Consider the following 12414-nt stretch of genomic DNA (forward strand, 5'->3'; position numbering starts at 1 on the left):
GGTGCAGATGCCCTTGGAGACAACACCATGACAGCCAACCGCTATTCCAACCTGCTTTCCCCGCTGGATCTGGGGCATACCCAGATCAAGAATCGGGTGATCATGGGGTCCATGCACACCGGTCTTGAAGATCGCTTCTGGCAATTCCCCAAGCTGGCGGCTTATTTTGCCGAGCGGGCCCGTGGCGGTGTTGGCTTGATTGTGACCGGGGGGTTCAACCCCAACAAGAAAGCCTGGTTTTATCCCTTTGCCGGGCTGTTCAATAGTCGTTTTGATGTGCGCAACCACCGCAAGGTGACGGATGCTGTGCATCAGGAAGGCGGCAAGATAGCGCTGCAGATTCTGCATGCCGGGCGTTACAGCTATCACCCGTTCTCCCGTTCGGCGTCTGCCATTAAAAGTCCGATCAACCCTTTCAAGCCCAAGGCCATGTCCACCAAGGAAGTGGAGCAGACGGTCAAGGATTTTGCCCACACCGCATTGTTGGCCAAGAAAGCCGGTTACGATGGTGTGGAAATTATGGCGTCCGAGGGTTACCTGATTAATCAGTTTACCGCGTCGTGCACTAACAAGCGTACTGACAAGTACGGTGGTAACCCCGAAAACCGTCGTCGTTTTCCGGTGGAGATCGTCCGAGAAGTGCGCAAGCAGTGTGGCGATGACTTTATCGTCATGTTCCGCATTTCCGTGATCGACTTGGTGCCGGACGGGGCCACCCGTGAAGAGGTTTTGGCACTGGCTAAAGAAGTGGAAGCAGCGGGCGCGAGCCTGCTCAATTCCGGAATTGGTTGGCACGAAGCGCGCGTGCCCACCATCGTGACTTCTGTGCCCAGAGCCGCCTTTGTGGAAGCTACTCGGCAGGTAAAAGACGTGGTGTCCATCCCGGTGGTGGCGTCTAATCGTATCAATGACCCTGACGTGGCGGAAGCCATTCTGGTCAACGGTCAGGCGGATGCCGTCTCCATGGCGCGCCCGTTGCTTGCGGACCCGGATTTCGTAAAGAAAACGGAGCAAGGTAAGGCTGATGAGATCAATACCTGTATCGCCTGTAACCAGGCGTGCCTGGATCATACCTTCCAGCTCAAACGGGCTTCCTGTCTGGTGAATCCCCGTGCTTGTCACGAGACGGAATTGCTTTATCTAAAAACCGCCAAGCCCAAAAAAGTGGCGGTGGTGGGTGCCGGCCCGGCAGGATTGTCCTGCGCCACCGTGGCGGCAGAACGCGGTCATGCAGTAACGTTGTTTGATCAGGCCGGTGAAATCGGCGGTCAGTTCAATATGGCGAAAGTGGTGCCAGGCAAGGAAGAGTTTCATAACACCATTCGTTATTTCAGCAAAAAACTGGAAAGCACCGGTGTCACCATGAAGCTCAATACCCGGGTTGAAATTGCCGATCTGGAAGCAGCCGGCTTTGATGAAATTGTCATCGCTACGGGTGTTCTTCCTCGCACGCCGGGCATTCCTGGTGTGGATCATCCAAAAGTGCTGTCCTACGTGGATGTGCTGCGCGGTAAAGCTGAAGTCGGTGAAAAAGTGGCTGTGATTGGTGCCGGTGGTATCGGTTTTGATGTGTCCGAATTCCTGGCCGAACATCCCCGTGAAGGCGAGCAGCCATTACCGGAATGGATGAAAGAGTGGGGCGTGGATATGGCGGGTGATACCCCCGGTGGCCTGGTGAAAGCGGCACCGGAAAAACCGGCTCGCCAGATCACCTTGCTGCAGCGCAAGCCAACATCGCTGGGTAAAGATCTGGGTAAGACCTCAGGCTGGGTACACCGGGCGACACTGAAATCCCGTAATGTGGAAATGCTGAAGAACTGCAGCTACGAAAAAATTGATGATGCGGGGCTGCACATCAAGATCGGCGAGGAAAGTCGGGTGCTTGACGTGGATAACGTCATTCTGTGCGCTGGCCAGGAATCTCTGCGTGAGTTGTACAAGGAAGACGGCAAGAACTTCCACCTGATTGGCGGTGCGGACCTGGCGGCGGAGTTGGATGCCAAGAGGGCGATTAAGCAAGGTGCGGAAGTGGCTGCGAAGTTGTAAAGGTGGTTGAAAGTTAAAAGTTGAAAGTTGCAACGCGCCATCGGTGGGTTGGATCTGAAACGTAAGAGGCCGCGCTTATCGTTAAGCGCGGCCTCTTACGTTCTAGGGACAGGCAACACCTGTCTCGCGTTTCAACTTTAAACCTTCAACTAATTATTTGCCCGCAGTCGACGGGTCTTGAAGCTGCCAATACCCATGGTTGCGATAACCTTGAATAAGGCGAGTAAGACGCTTTCGTCAGGTTTCGGGTCTTTGCCTGTGCCCATGCGGTGCAACTGGCGGGAGAACCAGGACACTTCCATCATGGCCATGTTATCAATGGTCTTGATGCCGGTTTTTCGCGGGGTCACACGGCTGACAACGCCGCTTTGGCCCGCAAGGATGGCGTTGGGCAGATCCGGTTCCACTGCCAGTGGGCGCGCAATACCGATGATATCGGTAGCGCCGCTATCCACCGCTTCAGCCATGACTTTGGCCGAACGGAAGCCGCCGGTGACCATCAGAGGAACGGAGACGCGTTTGCGGATCTCGTTGGCGTAATCCAGGAAGTAGGCTTCGCGATTTACGGTGCTCTCTCGAACCCCTTTGGCACCGGCCATGGCCGGGTTTTCGTAGTTGCCCCCGGAAATTTCAAGCAGGTCCAGGCCTTCATTCGCCAGCGTTTCGGCCACGGTCATGGATTCTTCTTCGGTGAAACCGCCACGCTGGAAATCCGCGGAATTCAGTTTGATGCTGACGGGGTAGTTCTTACCCACTGCCTGACGAATGGCCCGGTAAATTTCCATCGGGAAACGCATGCGATTTTCCAGCGACCCGCCCCATTGGTCGGTACGGCGGTTATGGTGTCCGGAGAGAAACTGACTGACCAGGTAACCGTGGGCGCCGTGAATTTGCACACCGCTAAAACCGGCTTTCTGACAAATTTTTGCGCTGGTGGCAAACCGCTGGATGATCTCCTGAATTTCTTCTTCGGTCAGCGCCCGAGGCGTTTTGAACGCGCTTTTGAGTTCCTTGCCAAAGGGCACGGCAGAGGGCGATAGCGTGTCGCCGCTGGCCAGCATGCGGGGAATTTGTTTGCCAGGATGATTCAGCTGAACCCAGATGGCACCGCCCCGGGATTTGCCCGCGTCAGCCCAGCGTTTCAGCAGCGGCATATCGCGTTCATCGTCTACCACCACATTGTTCGGCTCGCCGGTGTGGCGACGGTCGATCATGATGTTCCCGGTAATCACCAGGCCGGTGCCACCTTGGGCCCAGCGGTCATACAGGAGTTCCAGTTTTGGGGTCACATGGTTATCGATTGTGCCGAGCGCTTCGCTCATGGCGGATTTGCCGAAACGGTTGGGCAGGGTGACGCCGCAGGGCAATGTCAGGGTCTGGCCGAGAATATCAGCGTGGTTCACAGTGTCTCCTCCGATGGCGACGAACAGTGGCGACAAGGCATGTCGCAACAATATAGTTTGATGATAATCAAACTATAAGTTAGTTTTATAACCGTCAAACTATTTCCTTGGGAGGTGTCGGTTTTGGCACAGAAAGACACGGTAACGTCGGAGCAGCTTGCCGCAGCCTTTCGTGCGCTGTCCAATCCCAATCGATTGCGCATTTATCAGGTGATTGTGGATCATTGTCGCCAGCATGGTCCGGCTGATCTGGCGAAAGTGCCTGCGGGCTGTGCGTTCGGGGATTTTATGCAGCGGCTTAATATTGGCGCGCCGACGGTGTCCCATCATGTTCGGGAGCTGTCTGAGGCAGGGTTGATCCGTGTGGAGCGCGAAGGCCGTCGTCGGTTCTGTCATGCGGAGCCGGTGATGCAGGAACGGTTGGCGCACTTTTTTGAAATGTAATGAAATTGAACACAGGGGCAGGGAATGACAGCGGATCAATGGGCGCTTTGGGGCTGCGGGCTTTTTTTTCTTACCGGGTTGCTGACCGGGGCTTGGAAATATGCACAGGTGGCCAACAGTGAAAAAGCTCGGGCGCACTATTATGTGGATATCGCCCACCGGGCCAGCTTGATGTACGCCTTTGCGTGCCTAGTACTGGAGCGCTTTGCCTTGCTCAGCGTCTGGGAGGATTGGGTCAATACCCTGGCGGTGCTGGCGTGCCTGATTTTCTTCGCCCTGGCCATCGGCAGCTATATTCTGCACGGCATGCTCAAGGACACTCGCAACCAACTGCAAAAACCCCACAGCATGGGCACGGCCACACTGCCGGAAGCGGCCATGACCGTTTTTATGGTGGCGCTAATTGTGGCGGAGGTCGGCGGCTTTGCCGTGTTGTTCGCGGGCTTTGTGATGAGATGATGGCGCGCTACGAGCTTGGATAGGGGGAGGAAAAGTTCCTCGGTTTTCCTTTTCACCTTTTCACTTTGAACGTTCAACTGATGTTTCGCGGGCAGAGCGGCTGCCGTGTAGCACCGGCCTAACCCGCGTTGCAGCTTGAAGCGCGTCGGGTGTTGCGTCTCTTATCAAGTGCAATAACGCCCGTACTGGCTTAGCGCCTTGCTGCTGTGCGGGTCCACGGTATCGACCCAGACCTGCATGGAATCCTTATTGCGGTTGTTTTGCAGGTTGCTGAAGTCGCCGGGAGTGAATTCGCCGAGCAGTGTGTCCCCTTCCTGGGGGGTGATGCCGTCAAGCTGTTTGACCAACACCATGCCTTTACTGGAATTCAGCAGCATATAGTCGCAGCTTTGGCTGATAATCACGGTCGCTTGCTGGTTGGCATGCGCGGTGTTACCCAACATCATGCATCCAGCCAGCCCAACACCCATGATGGTGTGTTTGAATGCTGACATGTGGCTCCCTTCCTTTTTTATTGTCCCACTTCACCTTACTGCGCCACCGCGGGAGAACCTGTTGTGGTATCGCGGTAAAGCTGTAACCCGGTGTAGTGTTTTTATTGCGGTCCATCGGGTTTCGATACTGGCACACATGATGGCAAGGCAACATCATTGTTATGTCTCTTTGTGCAGTAGGGAATAAGGATGGGTGACTGGTGCATTAGTAATGGAAAGGGCTCGCTTTTTTCGTAAATCAGGTGGTGGGTGTATCTGTGACTGATCGTTTTTTTCATCAGACAAGAAAAAACCGCCTCTGAGAGCAGAGGCGGCTTTTTTTACCTGGGAGTATTATCCCGTTATTGCTACTTCAGTTCTTTGGAGCTGAGCCCCAGCACACGGCGGGCGATAACCAGTTGCTGGATTTGTTGGGTGCCTTCAAAGATATCCAGGATCTTTGAATCACGGGCCCATTTTTCCAGTAACTCGTCTTCGGTGTAGCCCAGGCTGCCAGCCAGTTCCACGCAGCGCAGGGTGATGGCGTTGCCGACCCGTCCGGCCTTGGCTTTGGAGATGGAGGCCTCCAGGGTATTGGCTTTCTTGTTGTCGGCCATCCAGGCGGCTTTTACGGCCAGCCAGTAGGCGGCTTCCCAGTCGGCTTCCATCTTGTAGAGTTCCGCTTCCACTGCGGAGCAGTTGTCCACGGGCTTACCGTAGTCATAGGTGATGCTGTCTTTCAGCAGCTCTTTGATGCGCTCCAGCGAGGCCTTGGCACAACCGATGGCCATGGCCGCCACCAGTGGGCGGGTGTTGTCGAAAGTCTCCATGACACCGGCGAAGCCTTTCTTGGTGTCGATCTCCGGTGAACCTAACAGGTTTTCTGCCGGTACCCGGCAGTCCACGAAGTTGATGGCGGCAGTGTCGGAGGCGCGGATACCAAGCTTTTTCTCCAGACGGGCCAGTTCCATGCCCGGAGTGCCCCAGTCCACCACGAACGACTTGATGGCAGCGCGACCCAGTTTCGGATCCAGTGAGGCCCATACCACCACGCAGTCAGCGCGCTCACCGGAGGTTACGAAAATTTTCTCGCCATTGAGAATGTAGTGATCGCCGTCTTCTTTTGCGGTGGTGCGGATGGCGGCAGAGTCGGAGCCGCAGCCCGGCTCGGTAATGGCCATGGCAGCCCATTTACCTTTGAAGCGTTCCAGTTGTTCATCGTTGGCGACGGCGGCAATGGCGGCGTTACCCAGGCCTTGTCGGGGCATTGCCAACAGGAAGCCGGTATCGCCGTAGCACATTTCCATGGCCCCAAGGCAGACGCCCATGTTGGCGCCATTTTTGACGCTACCATCATCCTTTACCTTGCCGCTGCCGGTAGTGGCTGCGCCAGCAGAGTTGGCCGGGTCCCCTTCGTTGAAACCATCCAGCACCGAGGCGAGCATATCCAGCTCTTTCGGATACTCGTGCTCACCGCGGTCGTATTTACGCGACAGTGGGCGGAGGGTGCTTTGTGCTACCTGATAAGCATTGTTGATCAGGGGTTTAAACTTCTTGGGAATTTCAATATTCATGACAGTCTCCCTCCTTACAGGTGCAGGCCGCCGAAGGCGACCCCCACAGCACGCAGATCCCGATACCAGCGTTCCACCGGGTACTCTTTGGTAAAGCCATGACCGCCGAGTAGCTGAACGCCGTCGGTGCCGATCTTCATGGCTTTGTCTTTCACCAGGGTGCGAGCCAGGTGAGCTTCACGCTGGAAGCTTTTACCCTGTTCAGCACGGCTGGCGGCGCGGTAGGTGAGCATGCGCATGGCATCCAGCTCGATGGCCATATCGGCAATCATGAAGGCCACGGACTGGCGATGGCTGATGGGTTCACCAAAAGCGGTGCGCTCGTTGCAGTAGGGGCCAACGTAGTCGAGCACGGCCTGGCTGGTGCCAATGGCCATGGCGCACCAGGCGAGGGTACCCAGGTCCACGAAAGCGCGGTAATCAAAATCGCCGTCACCCAGGCGGTTGTCCGCCGGGATACGTACGTTATCCAGTTTCAACGGGCGCTGACCGCTGGCACGGATGCCCATAGCGGGATCTTCACCGGCGGTGAGGCCGCCGGTGCCTCCTTCCACGATAAACACGGCCGGGCCGTTATCGGTTTGTGCGGCAACCAGAAAAATTTCGGCGTCGGCCGCTAACGGCACCAGGGATTTTTCACCGTTGAGAATATAGTCGTTACCGTCCTTGCGGGCGGTAGTGGCCAATGTCATGGGGTCGAATAGCGGGCGCGGTTCGCACACGGCAATGGCGGCCTTGGGCGGGTTTTCTTCAGCGAAGCTGCTCAGGTACTTGTCTTGCTGTTGCGCGGTGCCCCATTGAGTCAGCGCATTAGCCACGCCCATGGGCGCGAGAATCGCTACCGCTTGGCCCATGTCACCACGAGCCAGGTCTTCTGCCAGCAGCATGCTGGTAACAGTGGATTTTTCAGTAGCGGCGCCACCAAGAGCCTCTGGTACCGCAAAGAAGTTCAGGCCGAGTTCTTGCGCTTGAGCAATGACCTCATCGCTGGTCTGTTGTGCGGCGTCTGCGTGCTCGGCCTGTTCACGCAATACGTTCGTGGCAAAACCCTGAACACTGTCGCGGATCATTTGTTGTTCGTCGGTAACGCCAAGGTCGAACAGATCACGGGTGTGGCCGGGTGCAGTCAGGCGCTGGGGTTTGTTTCCTGAGTTACCCGATTTAAACGCACGGGCAGTGGTGGTAAGAACCTGAAAACCGCTTTTGGTCAGGGTGTAGGCAAGTCGCTCGACGCTTTTGCGCATGCCCATCTTGTCGAGCATTTCCGAACTGGCCAGGCGGTTAAGCGCGGTCAGCGCATAACCCACTGCATCTTTCGCCATGGTGTAACCTCATTGTTATGTCTATGCATTGCAATTGATTATGGAGAGGTGAGAGAGAGTCACATTGACCAGTGTGACTGGTAGGTCGGGCATAGTAGCAACCGACCTGGCGCTATGGGCCTAGTCATTGGTGGGCGGAAAGAGTATGGGAGGTTGTTTATCGCGTCGCCAGCGACGCTTCTACGGAAAAAGGGCGGGGGGAGCTTTTGGATGTTCCTTTTCAACTTTTCACTTTGAACTTTCAACTAAATCTCGCGGACAGGGCCGTCGCCGTATGGCACTAAACCCTACCCGCGTGGAAGCGTACCGCTAATCCTTCACAGATTCTTATACCGGTTCATATCGAGAATGCCGGCCTGAGTCGGTTCATGTTCTTCCTGATATTGAGTCAGGGCGTGGAAGTAGTGCCAGAACTCCGGGTGGGTGCGGCGGATGCCGTAGGCGTCGACGACTTTGGTGAAGTCCTCTTCCGTTTTCACCGCTTCCATCTGGGTGACGAACGCCTGCAACTGGTCATCCTGCACCAGGAACATGAAGTTGGGGTAGCTGGCCATGACGCCGGGATACAAGGTGAGGGTATCCAGCGGGGGCTGGTAGCGCAGTGATTCGCCCATCATGAAGGCTACATTGCTATGGGCCCGGTTGCGGAAAAGGGAGTAAATTTCCTGCTCTCCCTCGCTTCCCTGTACATGCACCATGCTGACTTCCGGCATAAAGTTCACCGCGGGCAGATTGGCCGCACGCCGTGAAGAAATGACACTTAGGGTGTGGTCTGCATGCTGCTTCCAGGTCGACACATCACGGCGCTGACACTCGTCTCCATCACAGCGGTTGATCGGGTCCGGGCGGGCGTTCAAGTCCGCCAAGCGCACCAGCAGGTTGTCATTGAACTCGTTCATCGGGCTGCTGGTGTCATAGTCAATATGGGTGGGCAGTTCGGTATCCACGGAAGCGTAGCTGATCGCCAGGCGCAGCTTGCCGGTATTCTGGTACCAGTTGGCCAACACGGTTTTACGCAGCTCGGCCGGGAGGTAGCGGAGGGTATTTTGCTCGGCGCCGTTGCGGATCAGGTCAAAATAGAGACGGGTTTGCGCTTGATGGGACACGGAACCGAATACATTGAAATTGACTACCAGGTTGTAATAACTGCGCTCAAGTAGAGGGTAGTCCATGACCCAGGTGGTTAGGGGCAAATCACCGATCAAGCCCTTACGTACGGAGGCGTTGTCGTGATGACGGAAGATGGTCAGCAGCGCATTACGGTTGTTGCCGTCGCCATGCCAGAGAGACTCCCAGCCTGGCCCCTGGGGTTCATGGCTGCCATAAGCCTGTTTGCGGGCTTTCAGGTAGTCGTTGCGTTTGTCGCTGTATTTGAGCCATTCCGGGCCGAGCGCCAGCAGATCATCATCTTGGCCGGGCAGGGCAAGCAGGTCGTTGACCTGGGCGCGGTAGTTTTCATCGGTGATGTAAAGGTCGTGGTCCGGGCTTTGGAATACCGCCCAGAAATGGTCGCGAATTACATCGGTGGCGATTTGTCCGCGGCAGACCGGGCCACGAATAAAAGTGCGGATGAAAAATTCAGCTTCATCGAGCATGAACTGATAACGGGCTCGAGAGGGAATATCCGCAAAGGTGACAAAGGGGTTGGCCCGCTGTTTATCGCTGTACCCTGGAAGAGTTTTAACACTCCAGTCGGTGCTGAAAAATTGCTCTTTGGTGCGCGCCAGCTTTTCCTGACTCAGAGCAAAGGTGATGTGTGTTTTGTGGACTATGGTGCCGCGGACCGGGGCAAAGCGATACCAGAACGTTTCTGGCGGCATACCGTTGGGGCGGTCCGTGGCGACGGGTTTTACGGGCTTTCCGGGCGGGGTGCTGGAACGTGTGAGTTTGAAGAAATGGGCCGGTTTGTTGTTATTCCCTTGATCCAGATACAGGTGGGCAAGGAAAAGATGCTCGTACAACCAGCGAGCCACTAGTTGATGCTTGGGATCACTCTGATTGAGGAAGGTTTCCCAGTCGTTGATCAGTTGCTGTTCTTGTGGGGTGGGCGTAATGGTTTCCGGCTTGAAGTTGGCCCCCTGCTCCAGCCAACGGCTGATGGTGGAAAACTCATCGTCTGTCAGGCCGGCGACGGCCAGTGGCATGCCTTCCATGGGATGATCGTCAGCGTAATCTTCGAATTCATCCGGGGCGGGGCATTCGTTCTGCCGGCTCAGGCCCAGGGCGATCTCCTCGGGCAGCTTTTCATTGGGGTTGAAGGTGTGTTGCTTGCCCAGGTTGAGCATTTGATACAGCAAAGACCCTTGCATGCCTGACGTGCTGTCGATGACAGAATAGAACTCCTTGTCGCGCCATTGTGCGGTGGTTTGGGCATCCTGGAAAAGGCGAGTGGGATCCACGGTGTGTTTGCGGCCACCGTTGTACACGTTCTGCTTGCTGGCACCGCGATCCAGGCCTTCCACGGCTTCCATTTTCAGTTGGCAAGGGGCGTCGTAGCAGCCGTGGCAGGCCAGGCACTTGTTCTCGAAAATGGGACGAATGTCGGCGTGGTAATTGGGCGATTCATTTGAGGCAGTCGCTGGGGATAAAGCGGGTGCGGCCAAGGCCGAAAAAGAGGCAAATAATAACCCAAGTGCAAAGGTAATGCGCCGTAACCCGTGCTGTTTCATAGACCCGAATCTCCCAGTAACGAGCCCGTAGTGTAGCGGGGGATGGCTAAAGCGACCACGGTTGCCCCGCCTGCAGGGGCTGTTGTTTTGTAAAAAAAGGGAAAGTTTGCGGGGCAGGTGATGTAATTCTCTGGATATCCACAGTTCACAGCATCCAGAACATGGTTGCGGCCCAGCCAATCAATACGGCGATAACGGCAGCGGCGGTAAGCTGGTGGCGAAGATGCCGATACCAGGTGGGCAGGGTGTCGTTGAATACCATCTGTTCGGTGCCCCACACATACATGAGCCCGGCCGCGAGCATGGGCAGGGCCAGTTCCAGTGGAAGCAACAGGGCAAACCAGCCGAGCAGGGCAGGCATTAAACCAAACAGCAGGGTGGGGTACTGATTGCTGTCGGCCATTTTGTCCAGGGCGCGGCCCCAGTGAATGGCGCCGAGGAAGGTAATGACGATGGCCGCGTAGGTGGCGAGGGTATGCAGGGCCCAGTTGCCAGTCTCGGCAATCCAGGCCAGGCCGGCCAGCCCATAGAAGGGGATCAGGCCTGCATAGGACAGCCCTTTGGCACGACGGATGTTCTTTCCCAGACGTGTGCTCACATTCTTAATCCTGGCGGGTACTTTGCTCGTATTATCGTGGGTTAAGGGTGAAGGTCAGGACAAGGCGGGATAGCCCTCCCAGGGCTGGGGTCTGAGATTCTTGGGAAGATACAGTGGGTGCGCCGGTTCCCCTGAGCCGTTCATGCGGATGCAGTGCATTGCCGGTAACTGCGAGGCTACCTGCAAGGCGCGTTCGTTGAACCGGCCGTGGTTGCCCCAGGCGGCGACGACAAGATCTGCCTGCCGCGCTAGTCGGCGTAACCATTGGTCGTTTTTCGGCCCCACAGGGTCGGTCGCCGCAAACAGGTCTTTCGGGTAGGTGGCTCGGTAGGCGAAGAGATTGGCCACGCACAGACCGGAGTAGCCCCAGTCGTGGGCAAAGCCCATGCAGCGGCGAATGGTGGGATTATCTTGGCGATGATCGCCAGTGGACGGGTTGAGTCCAATGAGCAGCATGAAGTCGTCACCGTCCCCCCATTGGCGCCAGAGGGCGTAGCGGTATTGCCGGCAGCGGGAAAAGTTGGCGCGACGTTGCAAGGTATCGGTGGTCTTGGTCATGGCTCTGCATTGTAAGTTTCTGGCACAGTGAACGCTAAGCGAAAACAACAGGTTTAAGGCATGGAATTTCAGGATGTAATGGCGCAGCGGCATAGTGTGCGGGCGTTTACCGATCAGCCAGTGAATGATGCGCTGTTAACGCAGTTGCTTGAGCGTGCCAGTAGCGCGCCTAGCTGGTCTAACACTCAGCCGTACCAAATCGCGGTGGCCCGTGGTGAGGTTTTGGAAAGCTTGCGCCGTGAATTACCTGAACGGTTTGATCAACTTATGACCTTGCAGCGGGCCCCGATGGTGAAGAAACTCACGGCGTTGCTGACTAAAAAAGGCATGCCGGATGGTGATTATCGCCCGGTGGTGAAGTACCCGGATGACTTGCAACCCCGACGTGTGGCCACCGGGCATGGGCTGTATAAATTGTTAGGCATCGGTCGGGAAGATAAGCAGGCCCGCCACCAGCAGATGGCGGCGAACTTCCGTTTTTTTGATGCGCCGGTGGCACTTTTCATCTTCGTGCACGAAGGCCTGGGTGTTTACAGTGCACTGGATGCGGGGATTTTTTTGCAGAGCCTGATGCTTGCCGCCACGGATGAGGGGCTGGGAACCTGTGCCCAGGGGGCGTTGGCATTATGGCGTTCGCCACTGGAGAAACATTTCCAGTTACCCGGGCACTACAAGCTGCTGTGCGGGTTGTCGCTGGGCTATGAAGCCCAGGAAACCATCAACCAGTTCCGCCCGGACCGCCAGCCGTTGGATCGTTTACTGATTCCTGAAAAATAGCATAGAACGCCTGATAAATGACGCATGACGCCATAAGCCTGACGGGTGACGCTTAAAATCCAAGGATAAAAGCGGCGGCCACTTCCTGAAA

General features: G+C 56.2%; 11 protein-coding genes. 4 read left to right on the forward strand and 7 right to left on the reverse strand.

Annotated elements, in window-relative coordinates; all coding sequences use genetic code 11:
* Positions 1-27: 27 nt before the first annotated feature.
* The gene (locus ABNH18_RS04090) at positions 28-2046 is read left to right on the forward strand and encodes an oxidoreductase (protein ID WP_349381578.1); all 2019 of its coding nucleotides are present in this window, start codon (positions 28-30) and stop codon (positions 2044-2046) included.
* A 149-nt stretch (positions 2047-2195) separates the two neighbouring features.
* On the opposite strand, the gene ABNH18_RS04095 is transcribed toward ABNH18_RS04090, so the two are convergent.
* Positions 2196-3449: an NADH:flavin oxidoreductase/NADH oxidase family protein gene (locus tag ABNH18_RS04095; protein WP_349381579.1), complete on the reverse strand. Its 1254-nt coding sequence runs from the start codon at positions 3447-3449 to the stop codon at positions 2196-2198.
* A 114-nt stretch (positions 3450-3563) separates the two neighbouring features.
* On the opposite strand from ABNH18_RS04095, the gene ABNH18_RS04100 reads away from it, so the two are divergent.
* Together ABNH18_RS04100 and ABNH18_RS04105 are read left to right on the forward strand one after the other, a co-directional pair.
* Complete coding sequence (locus ABNH18_RS04100; RefSeq protein ID WP_349381580.1) at positions 3564-3893, forward strand: ArsR/SmtB family transcription factor; 330 nt, start codon at positions 3564-3566, stop codon at positions 3891-3893.
* A 24-nt stretch (positions 3894-3917) separates the two neighbouring features.
* Positions 3918-4352 carry a hypothetical protein gene (locus ABNH18_RS04105; RefSeq protein ID WP_349381581.1) on the forward strand — a complete coding sequence of 145 codons (435 nt, stop codon included), beginning with the start codon at positions 3918-3920 and terminating at the stop codon, positions 4350-4352.
* Positions 4353-4516: 164 nt separating this feature from the next.
* Here ABNH18_RS04105 and ABNH18_RS04110 read toward each other — a convergent pair whose 3' ends face one another.
* The 6 genes from ABNH18_RS04110 to ABNH18_RS04135 form a co-directional block, all read right to left on the reverse strand.
* Complete coding sequence (locus ABNH18_RS04110) at positions 4517-4846, reverse strand: hypothetical protein (RefSeq protein WP_349381582.1); 330 nt, start codon at positions 4844-4846, stop codon at positions 4517-4519.
* Between the two features lie 347 nt (positions 4847-5193).
* Positions 5194-6399 carry an acyl-CoA dehydrogenase family protein gene (locus tag ABNH18_RS04115; protein WP_349381583.1) on the reverse strand — a complete coding sequence of 402 codons (1206 nt, stop codon included), beginning with the start codon at positions 6397-6399 and terminating at the stop codon, positions 5194-5196.
* Positions 6400-6413: 14 nt separating this feature from the next.
* Positions 6414-7721, reverse strand: a complete 1308-nt coding sequence (locus ABNH18_RS04120) for an acyl-CoA dehydrogenase family protein (protein WP_349381584.1) — start codon at positions 7719-7721, stop codon at positions 6414-6416.
* Positions 7722-8038: 317 nt separating this feature from the next.
* Positions 8039-10390 carry a fatty acid cis/trans isomerase gene (locus tag ABNH18_RS04125; protein ID WP_349381585.1) on the reverse strand — a complete coding sequence of 784 codons (2352 nt, stop codon included), beginning with the start codon at positions 10388-10390 and terminating at the stop codon, positions 8039-8041.
* 145 nt (positions 10391-10535) lie between these two features.
* On the reverse strand, positions 10536-10988 hold the full coding sequence (locus ABNH18_RS04130) for a DUF3429 domain-containing protein (RefSeq protein WP_349381586.1): 453 nt from the start codon (positions 10986-10988) through the stop codon (positions 10536-10538).
* A gap of 54 nt (positions 10989-11042) precedes the next feature.
* Entirely contained in the window at positions 11043-11546 is a 504-nt protein-coding gene (locus ABNH18_RS04135; RefSeq protein ID WP_349381587.1) for a DUF1643 domain-containing protein, read from the reverse strand.
* A 60-nt stretch (positions 11547-11606) separates the two neighbouring features.
* On the opposite strand from ABNH18_RS04135, the gene ABNH18_RS04140 reads away from it, so the two are divergent.
* The gene (locus ABNH18_RS04140) at positions 11607-12323 is read left to right on the forward strand and encodes a nitroreductase (protein ID WP_349381588.1); all 717 of its coding nucleotides are present in this window, start codon (positions 11607-11609) and stop codon (positions 12321-12323) included.
* The last annotated feature ends 91 nt before the right edge of the window (positions 12324-12414 follow it).

The organism is Alcanivorax sp., from assembly GCF_040118815.1.
Lineage (GTDB): Bacteria > Pseudomonadota > Gammaproteobacteria > Pseudomonadales > Alcanivoracaceae > Alcanivorax.